The following is a 24,907-nucleotide window of genomic DNA, read 5'->3' on the forward strand; positions in this document are numbered from 1 at the left end:
CACGGACCCGGAGGCCGTGACGGCCCTGACGGACCACGCGGCGCTGATCGCGGACGAGGTCCTGGCCACCGACTACGCCTCCGGCGAGGCCGACGACACCTACGGCGACCCGTTCGCGGACGAGTCCCTCGGCCTGACGTTCCGCCTCCGCAAGGCGTAACCGCTCCCGCTCCTGTGGCCCGGCCTCCCTCCCTGGGGGTGCCGGGCCACAGCTGTTCCGTCCCCGCCCCGCCCTTTCTCCGCTTCCGCCCCGATCGCCGGCGGGGCCGTCCCTCAGCCCCGTCGGCGATCGGGGCGCGGGGGTTCGGGGCAGCGCCCCGCAGCGACACCCCACCACCGCGTACGGGTACGCAAACGGGCCGGGCCCGGTGCCCCCGAAGGGGAACCGGGCCCGGCCCGTGACTGCCGACGCCGCCCAGAGGGCGTACCGCCTAGTTGTCGTCCTCGTCGATCAGGAAGCCGCGCATCGGCGACGGCGCCTGCATCGGCTGCGGCGCGGTCGGCCGCACCGGCGCCATCGGCTGCGTCATCGCGGGAGACATCTGCTGCTGACCACCGTACGAGGGGCCGCCCATCGGGGACGGGCCACCCATCGGCGAGGGACCGCCCATGGGCGACGGAGCGCCCATCGAGTGCCCCATCGCTCCGGCCGGAGCCATCGACGGCGTCGGCGACGGCGGGAGCGCCGGGCCGGCCGGGTTGCGCGGCGGGGCCAGGGAGTCGTCCGCCTGGGTCTCCAGCTGGCGCAGCTGCGACTCCAGGTAGGACTTCAGACGCGTACGGTACTCACGCTCGAAGCCCCGCAGGTCCTCGACCTTGCGCTCCAGGGTGGCGCGGGCGGACTCCAGGGAGCCCATCGCGACACGGTGCTTCTCCTGAGCGTCCCGCTCCAGCGCGTCGGCCTTGGCGCGGGCGTCCCGCTCCAGACCCTCGGCGCGGCTGCGCGCCTCGCCGACGATCTTGTTGGCCTCGGAGCGGGCCTCCGCGATCGCCTGGTCGGCGGTCTGCTGCGCCAGCGACAGGACGCGCGCGGCGCTGTCGCCGCCGGGGCCCTGCTGCGGGAGCTGCGGCTGCGGCTGCTGCATCTGCTGCATCTGCTGGCCCATGGGCTGCATCTGCTGGCCCATCGGCTGCATCTGCTGGCCCATGGGCTGCATCTGCTGGCCGAGCGGGTTCTGGCCGCCCATCGACGGCTGGCCCATCTGCTGCTGGCCCATCTGCTGCTGGCCACCCATGGTGTGCATGGGGCCGCCCATCGGACCCGGGCCGCCCGGACCCTGCGGTCCGAGTCCGCCGGGGCCCGGCGGAAGCTGCGGCTGGCCGCCCGGAAGCTGGGGCGGGCCCATCTGCGGCGGGCCCTGCTGCGCCGGCGGGCCGGATATGGCGGCGGGCACCGGGGCACCGGGGCCTCCGGGGCCGCGCTGGTCCTGGGGTTCCGGCTTGCGCATGCCCTGCTGCTGCTGGTTCTGCGCGGCGGCACGCGTGGCGGCGGCCAGCTTGGCGCGCAGGTCCTCGTTCTCGCGCAGCAGGCGCGTCAGTTCGGACTCGACCTCGTCGAGGAAGGCATCGACCTCGTCCTCGTCATAGCCTTCTCGGAGGCGGACGGTCGTGAACTGCTTGTTCCGCACGTCCTCGGGAGTCAGCGGCATGTCTTCTTCACCTCTACGTAGTCGTCGGCAGTCGGCAGGACCGTATCGGGACTGTCCCCACGCCTGCGGGGAAGCTCATCGTTCACACGCTTCTCGCAGCGGTGCTCACGAAACTGATGAGGATGTAAACGATGATCATCAGAACGAAGAAGGACAGGTCGAGTGCCACGCCCCCGAGACGCAACGGCGGAATGAAACGCCGAAGAAGCTTGAGCGGTGGATCGGTGACAGTGTAGGTGGCCTCAAGGACGACCACCATCGCCTTGCCGGGTGTCCATGAACGTGCGAACTGGAAGACGTAGTCCATCACCAGTCGGAAGATCAGCACGATAAGGAAGCACATCAGCGCGATGTAGACCACCTGCAGTGCGACGCCCATCCCGCGCTTCCCTCTCCCCTGCTCTCGCTCTGTCCCCGGCCCCGTGTCTGACGGATCGGTCTAGCTTTGGTTGAAGAACCCGCCCTCCGCGATGCGGGCCTTGTCCTCCGCCGTGACATCGACGTTAGCAGGCGACAGCAGGAACACCTTCTGTGTCACGCGTTCAATGCTGCCGTGCAGGCCGAAGACGAGGCCGGCAGCAAAGTCGACAAGTCGCTTCGCGTCCGTATCGTCCATCTCCGTGAGGTTCATGATCACCGGAGTGCCCTCACGGAAGTGTTCCCCGATGGTACGGGCCTCGTTGTAGGTCCGGGGGTGCAGCGTCGTGATGCGGTACGGCTCCCGCTCGGAGACGACCTTGGGCATGATCACGGGGGCGTTCTTCTCCAGGTTCGAGCGTTCGGGTGTGATGGATGCCACGGGGGCAATTCGCGCAGGACGTCCGTTTTCCACCGGCAATGGGATGGGTTCCCGCTGCGCCGGAGGCTGGGTGATTCGTGCCGGTTCGTCCGTTACGGGCGGTTGATGCACGGGCTGCTGGCGCCGGCGATCCCGCTCCGGCTCCGGCTCGGGCTCGAACTCGTCGTCGGGGTCGTACCCCGGGTTGTCGTACCGGTCGTCCTCCACGAGGCCGAGGTAGACCGCCATCTTGCGCATCGCGCCGGCCATTCTCTGAGTCCTCCGCTCTGTGGTGGATCGCCCTGTCGCAGGTGTCGCTGTGTCACCAAAGTCACCAACTGCCCGCGATCCACGTGGTCTGCCCGCCCGTCAGCGGGAATGACCATATTTTCTGCTGTGGTCCGACTTTCTTCGCGACGTTACCCGAGCCGGGGTCTCGCGCCGAGTACCGCAGTGCCGACGCGTACATGTGTCGCACCGGCCGCAACGGCCTGTTCCAGGTCTGCACTCATTCCGGCCGACACCATCGTGGCAGCCGGATGGTCCGCGCGCAGGCGGGATGACAATTCCACCAGCCGCTCGAAAGCGGCCCGTTCGCGTCCCGCGTAGGGCCCGGCCAGCGGAGCCACGGTCATCAGACCGTCGATCCTCAGTCCGGGCGCCCCGGCCACGAGGCCGGCGAGTTCGGCGAGCTGCTCCGGAGCGGCGCCGCCCCGGGTGCCGCGCCGGCCCGACTCGGCGTCGAGGGCGATCTGCACGAGGCAGCCGAGTTCGCGCCCGGCGCCCTCCGCGGCCGCCGAGAGCGCCGTGACGAGCTTCGGCCGGTCGACCGACTGCACGACATGCGCGTATCCCGCCACGGAACGGACTTTGTTCGTCTGCAACTGACCCACGAAGTGCCAGCTGAGCGGCAGATCCGCGCAGGCCGCGGCCTTGGGGGCGGCATCCTGGTCGCGATTCTCCGCCACGTGACGGACCCCCAGGTCCGCCAGCAGTCGTACGTCGCTCGCCGGGTAGGTCTTGGTGACCACGATGAGCGTCACCTCGTCCCGTCCCCGCCCCGCGGCCGCGCAGGCGGACGAGATACGTTCCTCCACCCGCGCCAGGTTCTCCGCGAGTTCCGACTTACGATCCGTCATTACCTAGTCCAACCAGACATATCCGGCAAGCCGCCCGGTCACCCGGTCGCGGCGGTACGAGAAGTGGTCCCGCGACTCCAGTGTGCAGACCGGCGATCGGTGCAGGTTCACCACCCCCGCCTCCGCGAGCTGGGCGTGCACCCCGGCGACCACGTCGACGGACGGCGTCCCCCAACTCGTCTCGCCGTAGGCGGCCGGTACCGCGTCCGCGACCGCGTCCCGCATCTCGGCCGGCACCTCGTAGCAGCGCCCGCAGATCGCGGGGCCGGTACGGGCGATGATCCGGCCGGGTTCGGCCCCGAGGCCGACCATCGCCTCCACGGCGGCGGGCACCACTCCGGCGACCAGTCCGGGCCGCCCCGCGTGGGCCGCGCCCGCAACCCCGGCGACGGGGTCGGCCAGCAGGACCGGGGTGCAGTCCGCGGTGAGCACCGCGAGGGCGATCCCCCGCCGGGCGGTCACCACCGCGTCCACCGCCGGGATGTCAGCGGCGGCGCCCCAGGGTCCGGGGACCACCGCCACGTCCCGGCCGTGCACCTGGTTCATCCAGACCACGTGGTCCGGCTCGATGCCCAGGGCCTCGGCCGCGATCGCCCGGTTCGCGAGAACGGCGGTGGGGTCGTCTCCGACCGCGCCGCCGAGATTGAGCTCCTCGTACGGAACGGCGCTCACTCCGCCCCACCGGTCGGTGAAGGCGAAATGGGCGCCGCTCTCGATGTGCTGCCCCAGCGTCACTTCAAGAAGTCCGGAACGTCCAGTTCCTCGGCCGGGCTGTCCTGGTACGGCCGGGCCGTCGGGACCTGCGGCGCGGGGGGCTCGACCGGGACCGGAGCCACCTCGACCGGGGCCGGGGGCTCTTCGCGCGGGGTGACCGTGCCCAGTCCGCCGAAGGCCGGGCGCGCCGGCTCGGCCGCGCGGACCGGCGCCGGGGCCGGCTCGTCGCGCTTGTTGGACGCGGCGCCGATGACGTTGTCCCTGCGGGCCGGGGGCTGTCCGCCGTCGAAGCCGGCGGCGATGACGGTGACCCGCACCTCGTCGCCGAGCGCGTCGTCGATGACGGCGCCGAAGATGATGTTCGCCTCGGGGTGGGCGGCCTCGCTCACCAGCTGCGCGGCCTCGTTGATCTCGAAGAGACCGAGGTCCGAGCCGCCGGAGATGGAGAGCAGCACGCCGCGGGCGCCGTCGATGGACGCCTCCAGCAGCGGGGAGGAGATGGCCATCTCGGCCGCCGCCACGGCCCGGTCGTCGCCGCGGGCCGAGCCGATGCCCATCAGGGCCGAGCCGGCCTCGGACATCACGGACTTGACGTCCGCGAAGTCGAGGTTGATCAGACCCGGGGTGGTGATGAGGTCGGTGATGCCCTGGACACCCGAGAGCAGGACCTGGTCGGCCGACTTGAAGGCGTCCAGGACCGAGACCTGGCGGTCCGAGATGGACAGCAGTCGGTCGTTGGGGATGACGATGAGGGTGTCGACCTCTTCGCGGAGCTCGGCGATGCCGTCCTCCGCCTGGTTCGCGCGGCGCCGTCCCTCGAAGGTGAACGGCCGGGTGACCACACCGATCGTCAGGGCTCCGAGCGAGCGCGCGATGTTGGCGACGACGGGTGCGCCGCCGGTGCCGGTGCCGCCGCCCTCGCCGGCGGTGACGAAGACCATGTCGGCCCCCTTGAGGACCTCCTCGATCTCCTCGCGGTGGTCCTCTGCCGCCTTGCGACCGACTGCCGGGTTGGCGCCGGCGCCGAGGCCGCGGGTGAGTTCACGACCGACGTCGAGCTTGACGTCGGCGTCGCTCATCAACAGCGCCTGGGCGTCCGTGTTGATGGCGATGAACTCGACGCCCTTGAGACCGACCTCGATCATTCGGTTGATGGCATTGACACCACCGCCGCCGACACCGATGACCTTGATGACTGCGAGGTAGTTCTGCGGTGCTGCCACGTCGAAGGCCTCTCGCCTCGAGTTACGTGTCGCCGCCTCGCGGGCCTGCGTTGCGACGACTGATGCCGAAATGTGGGACGGTCCGAACGCGCCGACCCGAACCCTAACCCTCAAGTTCAGGGTTAAGTATGTGCCTGTTCCCTGGACTCTTCCGAACAGGACACTAAGTCGACAAGTAGCGCGTGTTCAACGAACACGCCGAACCTCCCGTTTTTCTTTTCACCCTATGTGATCACCCGTATCGGTGGCCAACCAGGGTGCGTCGCTGTTCGACCCGACGTCAACTCCCGGACACGGCAGGGGCGGTGGGGACACTCACGTCAAAGTGGTCAGCCTTGGGCGCCGCTTTCAGCAGGGCGCTCAGCGCACGCCCCTTCGCCTCGCTCTGCTCCCCGCTCCCCCACACCACGGACCGGCCCCGGGTCAACTCCAGTACGACCGAGTCGTACGACCCCACCCTGACCTGCAGGGTCTCCTTGGCGACCGCCTCGGGGAGGTCTCCGGCGACGCCCACCGCCTCGTGCAGCAGCCGCTCCTCGTCGAAGCGGCGGCCGCTCGGGGACGCCGCCGCGGACAATTCGAGGACCGGAACACCTGCGGGTGCTTCCGGAACCGTGTCGAATCGCACACCCGATGCGTCCACTTCCACGAACTTGGCGTCCTTTCTGATGAGCAGGACGGGTTTGCGCTCCGTCACTTTCAGCCCGATCCCGTGGGGCCAGGCGCGCACCACATCGACCGAATCGACACGGGGCAGCCGGCTCCGGACCCGGTCCGCGATCTCGTCGGTGTCCACGGTCGCCAGCGGCGCCCCGACCGGTACGGCCGCGGCGGCCAGCACCTGGCCGGGGGTCAGCACCTGGGTTCCGCTTGCGGTCACCTTCTCGACCCGGAGCCAGGAGGAGCCGTAGAGCACCCAGCTGCCGCCCCCGGCGAGGAGCAGCGCGGCGGCGAGGGAGAGCAGCACGGGGGCCCGGCGGCGCAGACGCCGGACAAGGCGCTGCACACCGGGGCCTCGCGGGCCGGATCCCTTCGACGACCTGGGCCGCTTGGGCGGCTTGGGAGAGCCCGAGCCCTTGCCCTTCCCGGCGGACCCGGGATTGCCGCGCTGTGCGGTCGTCGCTCCGGCCACTCCTGTGCCTCCTGCGCTAGCGGTTCCTGTGTGCGGCAATCGCCTCGTACACCATCGCGACCAGCAGCTCGTCGGCGTCCCGGCGGCCGAACTCGCCGGCGGCGCGGGACATCTCGTACAGGCGGTGCGGGTCGGCGAGCACCGGGAGGACCTGGCCGAGCACCCAGTCGGGCGTCAGCTCCGCGTCGTCGACGAGCAGGCCGCCGCCGGCCTTGACCACCGGCTGGGCGTTGAGCCGCTGTTCGCCGTTGCCGATCGGCAGCGGGACGTACGCGGCCGGCAGCCCGACGGCGGAGAGTTCGGCGACGGTCATCGCGCCCGCGCGGCACAGCATCATGTCGGCGGCGGCGTACGCGAGATCCATCCGGTCCACGTACGGTACCGGGACGTACGGCGGCATCCCGGGCATGTTGTCGACACGCGGCAGTTCGTTCTTCGGGCCGACCGCGTGCAGGATCTGGATCCCGGAGCGCTGGAGGGTCGGAGCGACCTGCTGGATGGTCTCGTTCAGCCGGCGGGCGCCCTGCGAGCCGCCGGAGACCAGCAGGGTCGGCAGGTTCGGGTCCAGGCCGAAGGCGGCACGCGCCTCGGGGCGGACCGCGGCCCGGTCCAGGGTGGAGATGCTCCGGCGCAGCGGGATGCCCACGTAGCGGGCGCCGCGCAGCTTGCTGTCGGGGGTGGAGACCGCGACGGCGTGCGCGTAGCGGGAGCCGATCTTGTTGGCCAGTCCGGGCCGGGCGTTGGCCTCGTGGACGATGATCGGCACCCCGAGCCGCTTGGCGGCGAGGTAGCCGGGCAGGGCCACGTAGCCACCGAAGCCGACGACGCAGTCGGCCTTGGTGCGCTCCAGGATCTCCTCGGCGGCCTTGATCGTGCCGCGCAGCCGCCCCGGGACGGTGATCAGCTCGGGGGTGGGCTTGCGGGGCAGCGGGACGGCGGGGATCAGCCCCAGCTCATAGCCGCGCTCCGGCACGAGGCGGGTTTCGAGCCCGCGCTCCGTGCCGAGGGCGGTGATGCCCACGGAAGGGTCCTGCCTGCGCAGGGCGTCCGCGAGGGCCAGCGCCGGCTCGATGTGGCCGGCGGTCCCCCCACCGGCGAGTACGACATGCACCGAAATTCACCGCTCTCCGGACGGACGCCTCTTGACGCTCCGTCTCATCGACTTCCATCTCTGCCCGGTCCGCTTCCAGCCGGTTTTCGGCTGGCGCATCGCGAGCGCCGCGCGTGCCGCCGGCTCCTCCCGCGCGAAGGCGATGAGCAGTCCGACCGCGAACATGGTCGGCAGCAGCGCGGAACCTCCGTACGAGAACAGCGGGAGCGGGACTCCGGCGATCGGCAGCAGACCGAGCACCGCACCGATGTTGATCACGGCCTGGGCCGTGATCCAGGTGGTCACGCCTCCCGCGGCATACCGTACGAAGGAGTCCTCCGTGCGTCCGGCCACGCGGATACCCGCATAGCCTAGAGCCGCGAACAGGGCGAGTACCGACAGCGTCCCTGCCAGACCCAGTTCCTCCCCGGTGATGGCGAAGATGAAGTCGGTATGGGCTTCGGGCAGTTGTCCCCATTTTTCCACACTGGCACCCAGTCCGGAACCGAACCATCCGCCGGATGCGAGGGCATAGATCCCGTGCACGGCCTGCCAGCACAGGTCGTTGCGACCGGGATCCGTCGCGCCGATGCAGGCGAGCCGGTCCATCCGGTGCGGGCTGGTCTTGATCAGCAGTGCGACGATCACACCCGCGAAGGCCAGCACCGCCACGAACATCCGCGTTGGGGCTCCCGCCAGCCACAGCAGGCCGAACAGGATGGCCCCGAGGATCACCGCGGTGCCCATGTCCCCGCCCAGCATGATCAGCCCGAGCAGCAGGAAGGCCACCGGCACCAGCGGCACCAGCAGGTGCTTCCACTGGCTCAGCAGCCCCTTGTCGCCCTTGCGGGCCATCAGGTCGGCGCCCCAGAGGATCAGTGCCAGCTTGCCGAACTCACTGGGCTGGAGCATGAACGGACCGCCAAGGGAGATCCAGTTCTGGTTGCCGTTGATCGCCACCCCTATCCCGGGGACCTGGACCAGGACCATCAGGAACAGGGTTCCCGCGAGCACAGGATAGGACAGCGCCCGGTGCAGTTTGACCGGCATCCGGGAGGCGACCAGCAGCAGCCCCGTGCCGATCAGGGCTGCCAGGAACTGCTTCTTGAAGAAGTACGCGTCCCCCAGGCCCAGCTGGAGCGCTTTGATCATCGAGGCCGAGTAGACCATCACCAGGCCGAGCACGGTGATGAGCAGCGAGCTGCCGAAGATCAGGTAATACGCGGTGAGAGGTCGGTCCCAGGCCTTCCGCAACTGCCGCTGGGTACCCCGGAACCGGTCCAGCGGCCCGCGCCCGGCGGGCCTCTTCACGCTCCCCGCCGGACGCCTGCGGCCCTGCGCCTTGACCGGTCTGGCCGGCTTGGCGCTCTTGGCGGATTTGACGGCCTTCACGGCGGACGGCCGCCGCCCCGGCAGCACTTGCTTGGCCGGCATGTGTGACCTTCCCCTCCACTCGTACGAGGCGAGCGGCCGGTCGGGGAGGACCCTCCAGCCGGACCTACGCGCCCTCGGCGGCCAGTTCGCGCACCGCGTCCGCGAACGCGTCCCCGCGCTTGTTGTAGTTCGCGAACATGTCCATCGAGGCACAGGCCGGGGCCAGCAGAACCGTGTCGCCGGGCTCTGCGAGCCGGGCCGCTTCCCGGACCGCTGCGAGCATCGCCCCAGTGTCGGTCCGGTCGAGGTCGACGACCGGGACCTCGGGGGCGTGTCGCGCCAGCGCCTCGGCGATCAGCGCCCGGTCGGCGCCGATCAGCACCACGCCGCGCAGCCGCTCCGCCGACTTCCGGACGAGTTCGTCGAAGGTCGCGCCCTTGGCGAGGCCGCCGGCGATCCACACGACGGGCTCGAAGGCGGCCAGGGAGGCCTCGGCGGCGTGCGTGTTGGTGGCCTTGGAGTCGTCGATGTACGTGACCCCCGCGACCTCGTCCACGTACGCGACGCGGTGCGCGTCGGGGCGGAAGTCGCGCAGCCCGTCGCGGACGGCGCGCGGCTCGACGCCGAAGGCGCGGGCCAGGGCCGCCGCGGCGAGGGCGTTGGCGATGTTGTGCGGGGCCGGCGGGTTGACGTCCTTGACCTCGGCGAGCTCCTGGGCGTTCTTCTGCCGGTTCTCGACGAAGGCGCGATCGACGAGGATGCCGTCGACGACGCCGAGCATGGAGGGGCCGGGGGCGCCGAGGGTGAAGCCGATCGCCCGGCAGCCCTCCTCGACGTCGGCCAGGGCGACCAGGGCCTCGGTGGCCGGGTCGGCGACGTTGTAGACGCAGGCCACCGTGTTGCCCTCGTAGATCCGGCCCTTGTCGGCGGCGTACGCCTCCATCGAGCCGTGCCAGTCGAGGTGGTCGGGGGCCAGGTTGAGCACGACCGCCGAGTGGGCGCGCAGCGAGGGCGCCCAGTGCAGCTGGTAGCTGGAGAGTTCGACGGCGAGCACGTCGTACTTCTCCTCGCCGAGCACCACGTCGACGATCGGGGTGCCGATGTTGCCGACGGCCGCGGTCTTCAGCCCGGCGGCCTTCAGGATCGACGCGAGCATCTGGGTCGTGGTGGTCTTGCCGTTCGTGCCGGTGATCGCCAGCCACGGTGCGGCGTCCGGGCCGCGCAGCAGCCAGGCGATCTCGACATCGCCCACGACGTCCACGCCGGCCGCGGCGGCGGCCTTGAACAGGGGGCTGTCGGGCTTCCAGCCCGGCGAGGTGACGACCAGGTCGGTGCCCTCGGGCAGTACATCGCCGGCGCGGGCGCCGTCGTCCAGGTGACCGAGGCGGACCTCGATGCCCAGTTCCGCGAGCTCGGCCGCCCGTGCGCGGTGCGCATCGCCGTCTCCGTTGTCGACGACGGTCACCACGGCGCCGAGGCCGGCCAGGGCGCGGGCGGCACTGATGCCGCTCACGCCGAGGCCGGCGACGGTGATGTTCTTGCCCTGCCAGGAGGTCACTTGTCCGCTGCCCATCCCGCGTAGAAGAGTCCGAGACCAACGATCACGCACATGCCCTGGATGATCCAGAACCGGACCACCACCAGGACCTCGGACCACCCCTTCAGTTCGAAGTGGTGCTGGAGCGGGGCCATCCGGAAGACGCGCTTCCCGGTGAGCTTGAACGAGCCGACCTGAATGACGACCGACATGGTGATGAGGACGAAGAGGCCGCCGAGGAGGGCGATCAGGAACTCCGTGCGGGAGCAGATCGCAAGACCGGCGAGGGCGCCGCCGAGGGCCAGCGAGCCGGTGTCGCCCATGAAGATCTTGGCGGGCGAGGTGTTCCACCACAGGAAGCCGAAGCAGGCGCCCATCAGCGCGGAGGCGACGATCGCGAGGTCCAGCGGGTCTCGCACCTCGAAGCACGCGTTGGGGTTCGTCAGGGTCTGCGCGTTGGCGCACGACTCCTGGAACTGCCAGACGCCGATGAAGGTGTAGGCGCCGAAGACCATCACCGCGGCGCCGGTGGCCAGGCCGTCCAGACCGTCCGTCAGGTTCACGCCGTTGGACATCGCCAGGATCATGAACAGCGCCCAGACCACGAACAGCACCGGGCCGATGGACCAGCCGAAGTCCGTGACGAACGACAGCTTGGTGGAGGCCGGGGCGTTGCCGCGGATGTCCTTGAACTGGAGCGCGAGCACGGCGAAGGCGATGCCGACGATCAGCTGGCCGGCCATCTTGGCCTTCGCCCGGAGACCGAGCGAGCGGCGCTTGACGATCTTGATGTAGTCGTCGAGGTAGCCGACCAGGCCCATGCCCGACATCAGGAAGAGCACCAGCACGCCGGAGAACGTGGGCTGGCTGCCCGTGATCACCTTCGTCAGGGCGTACGCGATGATCGTGGCCAGGATGAAGGAGATGCCGCCCATGGTGGGCGTGCCCTTCTTCCCGGCGTGGCCGCGCGGGCCGTCGTCGCGGATGAACTGGCCGTAGCCTTTCCGGGCCAGCAGCTTGATCAGCAGCGGGGTGCCGATCACTGTCAGGAACATGCCGATGACACCGGCAAAGAGGATCTGCCTCATCGGTCGGCGACCTCGCCCTCGCCGGCCAGCAGCGCCAGAGCGACCCGCTCCAGGCCAACCGACCTGGAAGCCTTCACCAGCACGACGTCACCCGGGCGCAGTTCACTGCGCAACAGGTCGATCGCCGCCTGCGCGTCGGACACGACCACCGACTCCTCACCCCACGAACCCTCGTTATATGCGCCCAGTTGCAGCCAGGACGCTTCCCTGCCCCCGACTGCGACGAGCTTGCTCACGTTGAGCCGGACGGCAAGCCGTCCCACCGCATCGTGTTCGGCCAACGATGCGTCCCCGAGCTCGGCCATGGGGCCGAGCACTGCCCACGTACGTCCCCCGTCGGCCCTGGCGGCGCCGCCCATCGCGGCAAGCGCGCGCAGAGCGGCCCGCATGGACTCGGGATTCGCGTTGTAGGCGTCGTTGACGATCGTCACGCCGTCGGCCCGCTCGGTGACTTCCATCCGCCACCGGGACAAGGTGCCCGCTCCGGAGAGCGCGGTGGCGATCTCCTCGACGGACATGCCCAGTACATGGGCCACGGCGGCCGCGGCGAGCGCGTTCGACACGTGGTGCTCACCGTACAGGCGCAAGGTCACTTCGCCGCACCCGGTGGGTGTGTGGAGTGTGAAGGAGGGCTGTCCTGCCGATGTCATCCGGACTTCCGTGGCCCGTACGTCGGCGTCCTCGGCCTCGCCGAAGAGCACCGTACGGGCCTTCGTCCGGGCGGACATCGCGCGCACCAGCAGGTCGTCGGCGTTGAGGACGGCGACGCCGCCGTCGGCCTCGGCCGGCAGGGCCTCGACGAGCTCGCCCTTGGCCTGGGCGATCTGCTCGCGGCCGCCGAACTCGCCGATGTGGGCGGTCCCGACGTTGAGGACGAGTCCGATGCGCGGCGGGGTCAGACCGGTGAGGTAGTCGATGTGCCCGATGCCGCGGGCGCCCATCTCCAGCACCAGGTGCCGGGTTTCCTGCGTGGCGCGCAGCGCGGTGAGCGGCAGGCCGATCTCGTTGTTCAGGGAGCCCGGGGTCCACACGGTCGGCGCGTGGGCCTGGAGCACCTGGGCGATGAGGTCCTTCGTGGAGGTCTTGCCGGCGGAGCCTGTCAGGGCGACCACGTCGGTGCCGAGGCGCTCGACGACGGCCCGGGCGAGGGCGCCGAGGGCCTTCTCGACATCGGCGACGACGATCGCGGGTACGCCGACCGGCCGGGCGGCGAGGACGGCCGCCGCGCCCGAGGTGACCGCGCGCTCGGCGTAGTCGTGGCCGTCGACGTGCTCGCCGGCGAACGCGGCGAACAGGCTGCCGGCCTCCACCTGGCGGGAGTCGATGACCACGGGCCCGGTGATCCGCACGGACGGATCCGGTATGTCGTGGGGCCGCCCGCCGGTGATGTCGGCGATCTCGGCGAGGGAAAGGGCGATCACTGGTTCACCTCGGCCTGTCGGACGTTGTTCCGTTCCTGGTGTTCGATCGCGGCGCGGAGCACCGCGCGGTCGTCGAAGGGCCGTACGACGCCTGCCGTGTCCTGGCCCTGCTCGTGGCCCTTGCCCGCCACCAGCACCGTGTCGCCGGGCTCGGCGCGCGCGACGGCGGCGGCGATGGCCGCGGCCCGGTCGGCGTCGACGAGGACCGTGCCGCGCTCTTCGGCGGGCACGGAGACGGCGCCCCCGAACATCGCGGCGAGGATCGTGAGGGGGTCCTCGGAACGCGGGTTGTCGGAGGTCAGCACGGCCGTGTCGGCGAACCGGGCGGCCGCGGCGCCCATCGGGGCGCGCTTGGTGGTGTCGCGGTCGCCGCCGCAGCCGAGCACGATGTGCAGCTTGCCGGCGGTGACCTCGCGCAGCGCGCGGAGCACCGATTCGACGGCGTCCGTCTTGTGGGCGTAGTCGACGACGGCAAGGTACGGCTGGCCCGCGTCCACCCGCTCCAGCCGACCGGGTACCCCGGGGACCGCGGCGACGCCGTCGGCGGCGGTCTGCGGGTCGATCCCGGCGGCGGCGAGCGTGACGATCGCGGCGACGGTGTTGGCGACGTTGAACGGGCCGGGCAGCGGGGCCGTGGCCCGTACGCGCTGCCCCTGGGGGCCGATCACGGTCAGGGTGGAGTCCATGTGCCCGAACACCACGTCCTCGGCGCGCCAGTCGGCGTTCGGGTCGCCCTCGGCGGAGAAGGTGACCACCGGGATCGCGGCCTCCTTGGCGAGGCGGCGGCCGTACTCGTCGTCCACGTTGACCACCCCGAGGCGGGCGCGGCGCTCGGTGAAGAGCTGTGCCTTGGCCTGGAAGTAGTCCTCCATGTCGGAGTGGAACTCCATGTGCTCCGGGCTCAGGTTGTTGAAGACGGCGACGTCGAAGACGCATCCGTCGACCCGGCCGAGCACCAGGGCGTGGCTGGAGACCTCCATGGCGACGGCCTCGACCCCGCGTTCGCGCATGACCGCGAACAGGGCCTGGAGGTCGGTGGCCTCGGGGGTGGTGCGCTCCGACTTGATGCGTTCGTCGCCGATGCGCATCTCGACGGTGCCGACCAGTCCGGTGGCGCGTCCGGCCCCGCGCAGACCGCCCTCGACGAGGTACGCCGTGGTGGTCTTCCCGGAGGTGCCGGTGATGCCGATCTGCAGCAGCCCCTCACCGGGACGGCCGTAGATCGCGGCGGCGAGCTCGCCCATCCGGCCGCGCGGGTCGGCGACGGCGAGGACCGGCAGCCCGGTCGCGGCCGCCCGCTCGGCACCCGCCGGGTCGGTCAGCACGGCCGCGGCGCCGAGTGCGGCCGCCTGGGCCGCGAAATCGGCGCCGTGCAGCTTGGCGCCGGCCAGGGCCGCGTACAGGTCGCCGGGGCGCACCGCACGGGAGTCGTGCGTGATGCCGGTGATCTGCGTCGGCTGCGGCTGCGACTGCTGCGTCGCGGCGCCTGCGCCGGGGGCTTCGATGCCCAGCAGGGTGGCCAGCTCGCCCAGGGGTGTCGGGCGGGCGGTCACGGGCCGGGGCGCGCCCGGCGGCGTCGCCGGGGCGTCTTTCGGGGTCGTTCTGGGCTGATCAGCGTGGGGCACGGCGGTGAGCGTACCGGGCGCGGCGGGCCGCCCGCGAAGCGAGGGCCCGGTCTCGCTGCCGTCGGCCGACGGGTTCCCGGGTTTCGGGGTGATCGTTGTCACTGATGGTGCCTCACGGATTTCTGGCGGGCCGACCGGCCCGCCGGGTCACTGGCCGGGCTGCCGGCCGGGCTGTGCGGAGGGCTGGGGGGCTGCCGGCGGACCGGCGTCGAAGGTGACCGGGACCCCGGCGGGGGCGGTTCCGGTCGGGGCGACCTGGAGGGTCTTGAGGGCGAACTCCATGACCTTCTTGTAGATGGGGCCGCAGATCTGGCCGCCGAAGTAGCTGCCCTTGGTGGGGTTCTGGATGGCGCAGTAGACGGTGATCCGCGGGTTGTCGGCGGGCGCGAATCCGGCGAAGGAGGCGGTGTAGCCCTTGTAGCGGCCGGTGGCCGGATCCACCCGGTTGGAGGTGCCGGTCTTGCCGCCGACCCGGTAGCCGGGAATGCGGGCCTTGGTGCCGGTGCCCTCCTGGTCGTCGACGACCGATTCGAGCATCTCGGACAGCATCTTGGCGGTCTCCGGGCTGATCACGCGGGTCTTCTCGGGGGCCGGGGCCGGGGTGAAGCGGCCGTCGGGGCCCTTGCTGCCGCGGACCAGGGTGGGTGCGATCCGGACTCCGCCGTTGGCGATCGTCGAGTACACGGAGGTCGCCTGCATGGCGTTGAGGGAGAGGCCTTGGCCGAAAGGGATCGTGTACTGCTGGGAGGTGGACCAGGCCTCGGGCCGGGCGAGGATGCCGCGGGACTCGCCCGGGTAGTTCAGGCCGGTCGGCTGCCCGATGCCGAACTTGTTCAGGTAGGAGTAGAGGACCCGGTTGGCCTCGGGCTCGGTGGCGCCGAGCTGGCCGGTGGCCAGGATGGTGCCGATGTTGGAGGACTTGGCGAGGACCCCGTTGAGGGTCAGGTACCAGGTCGGGTGGTCGACGTCGTCCTTGAACAGCCGGTCGCCGCGGTGCAGCCGGTTGGGAACCTCGACGTGGGTGTCGGGGGTGGCCTTCTTCTCCTCCAGCACGGCGGCCATCGAGATGACCTTGGCGGTGGAGCCGGGCTCGTAGACGTCCTGGAGGGCGGCGTTGCCCATGGCGGCGGAGGAGGCCTTCGACAGGTCGTTGGGGTCGAAGCCGGGGGCGTTGGCCATGGCGAGGACCTCGCCGGTGCGGGTGTCCTGGACGATGACGTAGCCGCGGTCGGCCTCGGACTGGGCGACCTGCTCGGTGATGGCGCTCTGCGCCGCCCACTGGATGTCGCGGTCGATGGTCAGCTCGATGTCCTCGCCGGGAACGGCGCGCTTCTCGCTGGACCCGGCGGTGGGCACGCGGCGGCCGCCGGACTGGGCGTACGTGATCGCGCCGTCCTTGCCGGCCAGCTTCCTGTCGAGGGAGGACTCCAGTCCGCCGGCGCCCTTGCCCTCGGCGTTGACGTAGCCCAGTATCCCCGCGGCCAGGTCCCCGCCCGGGTACACGCGCTTGGTGCTGTCCTCGTTGAACACGCCGGCGAGGACGTTGGCGCCGGGGCCGTTCTTCCTCTTGTCGGCGGCCGCCTTGTCGGCGAAGACCCGCTTGAGGTTCTTGATCTGGTTCCAGACCTGGGGGGTCTGGCGGCGGGCGAGGACGACGTAACGGGTGTTCTTGGTCTTCAGGCGTGCGGTGAGCTCCCTGGCGTCCCCGCCGAGGATCGGCGCGAGGAGGGCGGCGGCCTGCTCGGGGGCGTCCGGGGCCTTGCTTTCCTGCGGGGTGAACATCTTCGGGTCGGCGGTGATGTCGTACGCGTCGACGCTGGTGGCGAGGGCCACGCCCCTGCGGTCGGTGATCTCCCCGCGTTCGGCGGCGAGGGTGTAGCTGGCGAAGCGGTTCTCGGAGGCCTTGGCGGAGTATGTGGAGGCCTCGACGGCCTGTACCTGGAGCAGCCGCACGACGAAGGCCAGCATCACGAGGGTCAGCCCGACGCTGACGAGGCGCAGCCGGGGCTTGGGGCTGCCGAGGCGGATGGTGTGCGGCGTGCGGGTGGCGGGCCGCCGGGTCGCGGGCCGCGAGTTCGCCCGGGCGCGCTCGGTGCCACCGGGCCGCGCCCGCCCGGGCCCGGCCACCCGCCGGCGCCCGTCCTGCGGCCTCACGCCATCACCCCGCGGGGCCGTACCGGCGCCGAAGGCGAACAGCCCTGCCCGGGCCGGCCACCCCTGAGGCTCCACCACGGACCCCCCGCCCCGGACGCCGGCGGGGCCGGAGTTGCCCCCGGTCGGGGCTGGGTGGCGCGGAGCGCCGTTTCGGCCCCGCCGGCGTGTGAGGCGCCAGGGCTCGGCAGAGCCCCCGAAACGGCGCCGCACGCGTGCGGGGCCCGGGCGGAGCCCTGGGGGTCCCCCCAGGGCTGGCCGGGGGAGGAACGGTGGAAGGGCGGGGAGGGGACGGCCCCGCGCAGCGGCTGCCCGCCGGGCCTGGCAGGGGTGGACGGTCCGGTGCAGGGGGAAGGTCCGGACGGGGGTACCCCCGTCGGGAGCAGGGGGAGGGTCCGCGTCACGACGTCACCTTCCGGGGGTCGGGTTGGGCTGGGGGGCTCCGCCCGGCACGGGCTGGCCGGCCGGGGCGGGGCCCGGGACGTTCTGCGCGGCGCCCGGGGCGTTCGGGGCAGCGCCTGCGGGGGCGGGGCCCGCGGTGTTCGCCGCGCCCGGTGCGACCGTGGCCGGGGGGCCGGCCGGGCCGGCGGAGGCCGCCGGGGAGTCGGCCGGACCCGGGGTCGCCGCCGCGGGGGCCGGTGTCGCCGGGGGCAGGGCCTCCGCCACCGCCGCGGTGCCGTTGACCTTGCCGTCGGGGCCGATGAAGACCGGGCTGCCGCCCGGGACCAGGCCCAGCTCGTGGGCCCGCCGCTGGAGCGCGTCCGGCGCCGAGTAGCCGTCCACGTCCCGCTGGAGCGCCTGTTCCTCGTCCGTGATCGCGGTGGTCGCCTTCTTCAGCCTGCTCAGCTGGAAGGAGCCCTGGTTGAGCGCCGAGTTCAACAGGAGCAGGCTGATCAGCCCGCCGGCGAGCAGCGCCACCACCAGCAGGACGAACGGCGTCCGCGCCGCCTGCCCCGAGGAGCCGCGCAGCCGCCCCAGTCCCCCGGCTTTGCTCACAGCCGCGCCTCCCGGATGCGTTCGACTCCGCGGAAGCGGGCCGGCGCGGCCCGCCGGTTCTCGGCGATCTCCTCCTCCGTGGGCAGTTCCGCACCACGGGTGAGCAGCTTCAGCTTGGGCTGGTACTTCTCCGGGACCACCGGCAGTCCGGGCGGGGCCGTGGAGGCGGCGCCCGCCGCGAAGACCTGCTTGACGAGGCGGTCCTCCAGCGAGTGGTACGAGAGCACCGCGATCCGGCCGCCCACCGCGATCCGGTCCACGGCTGCCGGAATGGCCCGCTCCAGCCCGGCCAGCTCGCCGTTGACCTCGATGCGCAGCGCCTGGAAGGTCCGCTTGGCGGGGTTGCCGCCGGTCCGCTTCGCCGCCTGCGGCAGTGCGTCGCGGATCAGCTCCACCAGGCGGGCGCTGTTCGAGAAGGGCTCCTTCTCGCGCTCGCGGACGATCGCGGACACGATCCGCTTGGCCTGCTTCTCCTCGCCGTACTGGCGCAGGATCCGGACCAGCTCGCCGGGCGCGTACGTGTTGAGGACCTCCGCCGCGCTGATGCCCGTCGTCTGGTCCATGCGCATGTCCAGCGGGGCGTCCTGTGCATAGGCGAAGCCGCGGTCGGCCTCGTCCAGCTGCATCGAGGAGACGCCCAGGTCGAAGAGGATGCCCTGGACGGCGGGGATGCGCAGGCCGTCCAGCACCTCCGCCAGGTCGGCGTAGATCGCGTGGACCAGGGTGGCGCGGTCGCCGAAGGGCGCGAGCCGCTCGCCGGAGAGCCGCAGGGCCTCCTTGTCGCGGTCGAGGCCGATCAGGCGTGCCTCGGGGAACCGGGTCAGCAGGGCCTCGCTGTGGCCGCCGAGGCCGAGGGTGCAGTCGACGACGACCGCCCCGGGCCTCTCCAGCGCCGGGGCCAACAGGTCCAGGCACCGCTGGAGCATCACCGGGACATGTCGGGACTCGCTAGTCAAAGCGCCCTCTCAGATAACGGCGCGGCAGGCATACGCCGCGCCGCGCACGCGGAGTGTTACCAGGGGGCCGGGCGGCCGGTCAGGGCCGGGCTCCGGCCGGTTCGCGTCACTTTAGTGCAACGGTCGCCGCGGTCAACGAACCGCCCCGCGCGCCGTTGCGCCCCTCTCGCCCGGAACCCGCAAAAGCCGCGAATCACCTGAATGGCCGCCTGCGCCTCACCCCTGTGGGTTAGCTCACAACAAGGGCGGTTGACCTTCTTTGTCCACCCTCACTCAATGCCTTTACCGGCCGTGACCACTAACGTCATAAGCATGACGACTTCCGCATCCCTGCCCGCAGAGACCACCCCCCAGGCATCCGGCAGCGGCTCCGTCACGGACCGGCTGGTCGAGGCGAACCGGCGTTACGCCGCGGAATTCGCGGACCCCGGCATGGACGCCCGCCCCGTCCTGCACGTGGCCGTCGTGGCCTGCATGGACGCCCGTCTCGACCTGCACAAGGCGCTCGGCCTGGAGCTCGGAGACTGCCACACCATCCGCAACGCGGGCGGCGTGGTCACCGACGACACCATCCGCTCCCTCACGATCAGCCAGCGGGCCCTCGGTACCCGCACGGTCATACTGATCCACCACACGGGCTGCGGGCTCGAAAGCCTGACCGAGGACTTCCGGCACGAACTCGAAGACGAGGTCGGCCAGCGTCCCGCCTGGGCCGTCGAGGCCTTCCGGGACGTGGACCAGGACGTCCGCCAGTCCATGCAGCGGGTCCGGACGAACCCCTTCCTGCCCCACCGCGACGATGTGCGAGGCTTCGTCTTCGACGTGCACACCGGACTCCTGAGGGAGATCGATCCCGCCTCGTGAGTGACACAAGGCCACAACGCCGTCAAGAATGCGGGAAGACGCCGCCCGGAAAACCGTCCGGGCCGGCGTCCGTGTCGGGGTGGGCCGGAGTGCGCTGAGGGCGTCGGCCCTGCGGAAAGGGCCGAGGAGAACCAGGTGACGACGTATGACGACCGAGCGAGCCTCGCGGATCTGACGAGCACGGCGGAGCGGGTGCGCCGGTCCGTCGAGAGCGTGATCGAGGGTAAGCCCGAGGTCGTACGCATCGCGCTGACCGTGCTCCTCGCCGAAGGGCACCTGCTGATCGAGGACGTCCCCGGCGTGGGCAAGACCATGCTCGCCAAGACGCTCGCCAAGTCCATCGACTGCTCGGTGCAGCGCATCCAGTTCACCCCGGACCTGCTGCCCTCCGACATCACCGGTGTCAGCATCTACGACCAGCAGCGCCGCGAGTTCGAGTTCAAGCCCGGCGCGATCTTCGCCCAGATCGTCATCGGCGACGAGATCAACCGCGCCTCGCCGAAGACCCAGTCCGCGCTGCTGGAGTCGATGGAGGAGCGCCAGGTCACCATCGACGGCAAGACGTACACACTGCCGAGCCCGTTCATGGTGGTCGCCACCCAGAACCCGGTGGAGATGGAGGGCACCTATCCCCTCCCCGAGGCCCAGCGCGACCGCTTCATGGCCCGGGTCTCCGTCGGCTACCCGAGCCCCGAGGCCGAGCTCCAGATGCTCGACGTACACGGCGGCATCTCCCCCCTCGACGACCTCCAGGCCGTCGCGCACGCCCACGACGTCGTCAAGCTGATAGAGGCCGTCCGCGACGTGTACGTCGCCGAGCCCGTCCGCCGTTACGTCGTCGACCTGGTCGCCGCCACCCGCAGCCACCCGGACCTGCGCCTGGGCGCTTCACCCCGCGCCACCCTCCACCTGCTGCGCGCCGTGAAGGCCTCCGCCGCCCTGTCCGGCCGCGACTACGTCCTGCCCGACGACGTCCAGGCGCTGGCCGCTCCCGTCCTAGCGCACCGGCTGCTGCCCACCGCGCAGGCCCAGCTCAACCGGCGCACCGCCGAGCAGGTCGTCCACGACATCCTCCAGCGCACCCCCGTCCCCGCGTCGCACGCCCGCGGCGAGATGCCGCCCGGCGCGGGCGTCCGGGGCTTCTGATGAGAGCCGGTGCCCCGCTCCGCGCCGGCGGCGAGGGCCGGGGCGCCGGCGGGCTTCGCGCCTCGCTGGCGGGGCTGACCACCCGCGGCCGGTCCTTCCTGGCCGCCGGAGTCGCCGCCGCCCTGTGCGCCTACGTGCTCGGCCAGGGCGAACTGCTCCGGGTCGGGCTGCTGCTCGCCGTCCTGCCGCTGGTCTGCGTCCTCGCCCTGCACCGCACCCGGCACCGGGTCTCCGGCAGCCGCCGGCTGACCCCGGTGCGGGTGCCCGCCGGCTCCGAGGCCCGGGTCCGGCTGCGCATGGAGAACGTCTCCCGGCTGCCCGCCGGACTGCTGATGCTCCAGGACCGGGTGCCGTACGTACTCGGGCCCCGGCCCCGCTTCGTCCTGGACCGGGTCGAGCCCGGCGGGCGCCGCGAGGTCTCCTACCGGGTCCGCTCCGACCTGCGCGGCCGCTACCCGCTGGGCCCGCTCCAGCTGCGGCTGACCGACCCGTTCGGGCTGGTCGAGCTGACCCGCTCGTTCAGCACGTACGACACCCTCACCGTCATCCCGCGCACCGAGGTGCTGGCCCCGGTCCGGCTGACGGGCGAGACCTCCGGCTACGGCGACGGCAGCCGGCGTTCCCTGGCCCTGGCCGGCGACGACGACGTGATCCCGCGCGGCTACCGGCGCGGCGACGACCTGCGCCGGGTGCACTGGCGCTCCACCGCCCGCTACGGCGAGCTGATGGTGCGCCGCGAGGAGCAGCCGCAGCGCAGCAAGGCCACGGTCCTGCTGGACACCCGCGGCGTCGCCTACGAGGGCACGGGCCCGGACTCCGCGTTCGAGTGGGCCGTGTCCGGGGCCGCCTCGGCCCTGGTGCACCTGCTCGAACAGGGTTTCTCGGTGCGGCTGCTGACGGACACCGGCACCTCGGCGCCCGGCGACGGCGGCGGCTTCTCATCCGGCGGGCAGGAGTCCGCGGAGGCGGCCGGGCTGATGATGGACACCCTCGCGGTCGTCGGGCACTCCGACGGCGTCGGCCTCTCGCGCGCGTACGACGCGGTGCGCGGCGGCGGCGCGGGCGGCGGGGGCTACGCCGGAGCCGGCGGTGACGGGCTCCTCATCGCCTTCTTCGGAGACCTGGACGACGTACAGGCGGAACTGGCGGCCGGGATGCGCGCACGCTGCGGGGGCGCGGTGGCCTTCGTACTGGACTCCGCGCTCTGGGCCGGGCGGCCCTCGCAGGTGGAGGCACGGGTGCGCAGGCTGCGCGACGCGGGCTGGACGGCGCTGGCCGCGCCGCCCGGGGTGGCGTTCGGGGAGCTGTGGCGCCAGGCCGGGAACGCACCGCTCGGCACGGGTACTTCCGGAGGTTGGGGATGAGCGGGCGGGCGCGCGTGACGCTCTTCGCGATGCTGGCGACGCTGCTCACCTCGTGGTCGCTGGCCTCGCTCGTGGACTCGGCGGGCTGGCTGCTGCAGGCGGCGGTCCTGCTGGCCGTGCAGAGCGGGGTGGGCGCCGGGGTCCGGCGGGTGCCACTGGGGCGCACGCTCACCGTGGCCGCACAGGCCCTGGTGTCGCTGCTGGTGCTCGTCTTCCTGTTCGCGGGCAAGGGCGAGTCCACCGGGACCGGGCCGATGGCCTATCTGGTGACGGACACCGGCGCCCTGTTCCGGCGCGGCGTGCAGGACGTCGGCGAGTTCGCGATACCGGCGCCGCTGACGGACGGCATCCGGCTGCTGCTGCTGGCCGGGGTGCTGCTGATCGGGCTGTTGGTGGACCTGCTGGCGGTGACCTTGCGGACCGCTGCCGCGGCCGGGCTGCCGCTGCTCGCGCTGTACTCGGTCGCCGCGGGGCTCTCCGGCGGCGCCGGGTCCACCGCGGTCTCCTTCCTGCTGGCCGGCTGCGGCTACCTGCTGCTGCTGCTGGCCGAGGGCCGCGACCGGCTCGCCCAGTGGGGCCGGGTCTTCGGCGCGGCCCCGGACGGGCGGGTGTCGGCGGCCTCGGGGTACGGGGGCGGCGGTGCGGGCTCGGGCCAGGCGCAGGCCCCCGTCCGCACCGGGCGGCGGATCGGCGCCGTGGCGCTGGGGATCGCGCTGGTGGTGCCGGCGGTGCTGCCCGCGCTCGGCGGCGGGCTGCTGGGTGCGCAGGGCGAGGCCGAGGGCGGCGGCACGGGCGTCGGCGGGACGATCTCCGCGGTCAACCCGCTGGTCTCCCTCCAGGGCAGCCTGAACACGCAGGACAACCGGGTGGTGCTGAAGTACCGCACGGACAGTCCGCAACTCGGCGAGCAGTACCTGCGGATCCTGGCGCTGGACGAGTTCAACGGCGTCAAGTGGGAGGCCTCCGGGCGCACCCTGACCGATGTGCCGGAACGGATGCCGACCCCGCCGGGGCTGGGCGAGCAGGTCCGGGCGACCGGGACCGAGGTGCGGACGAGCATCTCGGCTGCGGACACGTACGCGCAGCGCTATCTGCCGATGCCGTACCCGGCGACGGCCGTGGACATCCCCGGCAAGTGGCGCTTCGAGCCGGCCGGCCGGACCCTGGTCGGGGACCAGCTGGGCAAGGACAAGTTCCAGAACGTCCAGGGCGCCATGTACACGGTGCGCAGCCTGCTGCTGCGGCCGACGGCGGTGCAGCTGCAGGCGGCGCCGGAGCCGAATCCGGCGATCAAGGCCGAGTACACGAAGATTCCGGACAATCTGCCGCCTGTGGTCGCCGATACGGCCCGCCAGGTCACGAAGGGCTCGAAGGACGACTACACGAGGGCGGTGAAACTCCAGGACTACTTTGCCGTGAACGGCGGATTCCGCTACGACACGAAGGTGGCCTCGGGTACGGGCCCACAGGCCATCGCCCGGTTCCTCGCGGACAAGGAGGGGTTCTGCGTCCACTTCGCGTTCTCGATGGCCGCGATGTCGCGCTCGCTCGGGATCCCGGCACGGGTCGCGGTGGGGTTCACCCCCGGCGAGAAGCAGTCGGACGGCAGCGTGAACGTGTCGATGCGGGACGCGCACGCATGGCCTGAGCTGTACTTCGAGGGCGTGGGCTGGACCCGGTTCGAGCCGACGCCGCGCCAGGGCATCTCGATTCCGGACTACTCCCGGGCCGAGGCCCCGGCGGCCCAGCCGTCCGCGCCGGCGCCGGTGCCCTCGCAGGGTGCGACGCAGCCGTCGGCGGCGCCGTCGAAGGCCGATGCCTGCCCGCCGGAGCTGAAGAAGCTGGGCGAGTGCGGGGCTGCGGCGGCGCACCAGAACGCGGGTTCCGGGGGCGGCGGCCCGTCGCTGTCCACGGTGCTGGGCTGGACCCTGCCGGTGCTGGCCGCACTGGCCCTCCCCCTGCTGCCGCTGCTGTGGCGGACGCGGGTGCGGGGGCGCCGGCTGGCGGCGGGCGGCGTACTGCCGGCCTGGCAGGAACTGGGCGACGCGGCCTGGGACGTGGGCATCGCCCCCGACGGAGCCCTGTCGCCCCGGCGGGCGGCGGCCCGTGTGGTGGTGCTGGGCCGGCTGGAGCCGGAAGCGGCGGATGCGGTGCACCGGGTCGCGGGGGCGGTGGAGCGGGCGCTGTACGCCCCGCCCGGCGCGGAGGCCCCGTACGGGGACCTGGCGGCGGACGTCCTGCTGGCGCGTGCCGCCCTGCTCGGGTCCGTGAGCCGCGGCTCCCGGCTGCGGGCGCTGCTCCTCCCCCGCTCGGCGGTCCGCCTGCGCTGGTCGGCGGCGGCCCGCTGGTCGGCCGTGGCGGACCGGGCCGCGGGCGCCCTCGCCCGCACCCGCTCCCGCCTCCCCCTCCGCGGCCGCGGCTGACCGGCCGGCCGGTCAGGGCCCGGGCAGCTGACCGGGGCGGCCGCGAACGCGCAGACGCGGCGAGGCTCGATCCCCCCGAGCCCCGCCGCGCTGCATCCCCCTGCTCACGGCGAAGGCACCCGGCCCGCACCTGCCGCCCCGTGTCGGCGGTCCGGACCGGGTCCCTGTCCGTTGACCCCAGTCTGGCGTCCGCGCAGGCGGGGGCCCATCCGCGCACGTACTCATTTCCGCGCCTAG

The 24,907-nt window shown here is 72.2% G+C and carries 20 protein-coding genes; 4 read left to right on the forward strand and 16 right to left on the reverse strand.

The genetic code is table 11. The annotated features are described in order from the left end of the window. Positions 1–431 precede the first annotated feature (431 nt). The 16 genes from ABTY04_RS22150 to rsmH form a co-directional block, all read right to left on the reverse strand. The gene (locus ABTY04_RS22150; protein WP_352215085.1) at positions 432–1,649 is read right to left on the reverse strand and encodes a DivIVA domain-containing protein; all 1,218 of its coding nucleotides are present in this window, start codon (positions 1,647–1,649) and stop codon (positions 432–434) included. An 82-nt stretch (positions 1,650–1,731) separates the two neighbouring features. After that, complete coding sequence (locus tag ABTY04_RS22155) at positions 1,732–2,028, reverse strand: YggT family protein (RefSeq protein WP_030155988.1); 297 nt, start codon at positions 2,026–2,028, stop codon at positions 1,732–1,734. Between the two features lie 60 nt (positions 2,029–2,088). After that, positions 2,089–2,697 carry a cell division protein SepF gene (locus ABTY04_RS22160; protein WP_352215086.1) on the reverse strand — a complete coding sequence of 203 codons (609 nt, stop codon included), beginning with the start codon at positions 2,695–2,697 and terminating at the stop codon, positions 2,089–2,091. Between the two features lie 149 nt (positions 2,698–2,846). Beyond that, complete coding sequence (locus tag ABTY04_RS22165; protein ID WP_352215087.1) at positions 2,847–3,566, reverse strand: YggS family pyridoxal phosphate-dependent enzyme; 720 nt, start codon at positions 3,564–3,566, stop codon at positions 2,847–2,849. 3 nt (positions 3,567–3,569) lie between these two features. Next, positions 3,570–4,301 (reverse strand): peptidoglycan editing factor PgeF, encoded by a 732-nt coding sequence (gene pgeF, locus ABTY04_RS22170; protein ID WP_352215088.1) that lies wholly within the window; start codon positions 4,299–4,301, stop codon positions 3,570–3,572. Continuing rightward, positions 4,298–5,503, reverse strand: coding sequence for a cell division protein FtsZ (ftsZ, locus tag ABTY04_RS22175; RefSeq protein WP_352215089.1), 1,206 nt, complete (start codon positions 5,501–5,503; stop codon positions 4,298–4,300). Before ftsZ ends, pgeF begins: the two co-directional genes overlap by 4 nt. Positions 5,504–5,783: 280 nt before the next feature. After that, positions 5,784–6,635 (reverse strand): cell division protein FtsQ/DivIB, encoded by an 852-nt coding sequence (locus tag ABTY04_RS22180; RefSeq protein ID WP_352215090.1) that lies wholly within the window; start codon positions 6,633–6,635, stop codon positions 5,784–5,786. Between the two features lie 16 nt (positions 6,636–6,651). After that, the gene (murG, locus tag ABTY04_RS22185; RefSeq protein ID WP_352215091.1) at positions 6,652–7,746 is read right to left on the reverse strand and encodes an undecaprenyldiphospho-muramoylpentapeptide beta-N-acetylglucosaminyltransferase; all 1,095 of its coding nucleotides are present in this window, start codon (positions 7,744–7,746) and stop codon (positions 6,652–6,654) included. A 6-nt stretch (positions 7,747–7,752) separates the two neighbouring features. After that, positions 7,753–9,159: a putative lipid II flippase FtsW gene (ftsW, locus tag ABTY04_RS22190; RefSeq protein ID WP_352215092.1), complete on the reverse strand. Its 1,407-nt coding sequence runs from the start codon at positions 9,157–9,159 to the stop codon at positions 7,753–7,755. A 64-nt stretch (positions 9,160–9,223) separates the two neighbouring features. Next, positions 9,224–10,672: a UDP-N-acetylmuramoyl-L-alanine--D-glutamate ligase gene (murD, locus tag ABTY04_RS22195; RefSeq protein WP_352215093.1), complete on the reverse strand. Its 1,449-nt coding sequence runs from the start codon at positions 10,670–10,672 to the stop codon at positions 9,224–9,226. Further along, positions 10,654–11,724, reverse strand: a complete 1,071-nt coding sequence (mraY, locus tag ABTY04_RS22200) for a phospho-N-acetylmuramoyl-pentapeptide-transferase (RefSeq protein ID WP_352215094.1) — start codon at positions 11,722–11,724, stop codon at positions 10,654–10,656. The genes murD and mraY overlap by 19 nt, the downstream gene beginning before the upstream one ends. Next, positions 11,721–13,145, reverse strand: coding sequence for a UDP-N-acetylmuramoyl-tripeptide--D-alanyl-D-alanine ligase (locus ABTY04_RS22205; protein WP_352215095.1), 1,425 nt, complete (start codon positions 13,143–13,145; stop codon positions 11,721–11,723). The genes mraY and ABTY04_RS22205 overlap by 4 nt, the downstream gene beginning before the upstream one ends. Continuing rightward, positions 13,142–14,872, reverse strand: a complete 1,731-nt coding sequence (locus ABTY04_RS22210; protein ID WP_352215096.1) for a UDP-N-acetylmuramoyl-L-alanyl-D-glutamate--2,6-diaminopimelate ligase — start codon at positions 14,870–14,872, stop codon at positions 13,142–13,144. Before ABTY04_RS22210 ends, ABTY04_RS22205 begins: the two co-directional genes overlap by 4 nt. 45 nt (positions 14,873–14,917) lie before the next feature. Next, positions 14,918–16,924: a peptidoglycan D,D-transpeptidase FtsI family protein gene (locus ABTY04_RS22215; protein ID WP_352215097.1), complete on the reverse strand. Its 2,007-nt coding sequence runs from the start codon at positions 16,922–16,924 to the stop codon at positions 14,918–14,920. 405 nt (positions 16,925–17,329) lie between these two features. Further along, positions 17,330–17,917 (reverse strand): cell division protein FtsL, encoded by a 588-nt coding sequence (ftsL, locus tag ABTY04_RS22220; RefSeq protein ID WP_352215098.1) that lies wholly within the window; start codon positions 17,915–17,917, stop codon positions 17,330–17,332. Then, on the reverse strand, positions 17,914–18,843 hold the full coding sequence (gene rsmH, locus ABTY04_RS22225; RefSeq protein WP_502996695.1) for a 16S rRNA (cytosine(1402)-N(4))-methyltransferase RsmH: 930 nt from the start codon (positions 18,841–18,843) through the stop codon (positions 17,914–17,916). Before rsmH ends, ftsL begins: the two co-directional genes overlap by 4 nt. Before the next feature lie 306 nt (positions 18,844–19,149). Here rsmH and ABTY04_RS22230 point away from each other — a divergent pair, with 306 nt between their 5' ends. The 4 genes from ABTY04_RS22230 (at position 19,150) to ABTY04_RS22245 (ending at position 24,670) form a co-directional block, all read left to right on the forward strand. Further along, on the forward strand, positions 19,150–19,737 hold the full coding sequence (locus ABTY04_RS22230) for a beta-class carbonic anhydrase (protein ID WP_502996692.1): 588 nt from the start codon (positions 19,150–19,152) through the stop codon (positions 19,735–19,737). Positions 19,738–19,872: 135 nt separating this feature from the next. After that, positions 19,873–20,883: an AAA family ATPase gene (locus tag ABTY04_RS22235; protein ID WP_352215101.1), complete on the forward strand. Its 1,011-nt coding sequence runs from the start codon at positions 19,873–19,875 to the stop codon at positions 20,881–20,883. Next, positions 20,883–22,247 carry a DUF58 domain-containing protein gene (locus ABTY04_RS22240; protein WP_352215102.1) on the forward strand — a complete coding sequence of 455 codons (1,365 nt, stop codon included), beginning with the start codon at positions 20,883–20,885 and terminating at the stop codon, positions 22,245–22,247. Before ABTY04_RS22235 ends, ABTY04_RS22240 begins: the two co-directional genes overlap by 1 nt. Beyond that, complete coding sequence (locus tag ABTY04_RS22245) at positions 22,244–24,670, forward strand: transglutaminase TgpA family protein (protein WP_352215103.1); 2,427 nt, start codon at positions 22,244–22,246, stop codon at positions 24,668–24,670. The genes ABTY04_RS22240 and ABTY04_RS22245 overlap by 4 nt, the downstream gene beginning before the upstream one ends. The last annotated feature ends 237 nt before the right edge of the window (positions 24,671–24,907 follow it).

The sequence above is a fragment of the Streptomyces sp. NPDC097981 genome (assembly GCF_040302565.1).
Taxonomy (GTDB): Bacteria; Actinomycetota; Actinomycetes; order Streptomycetales; family Streptomycetaceae; genus Streptomyces.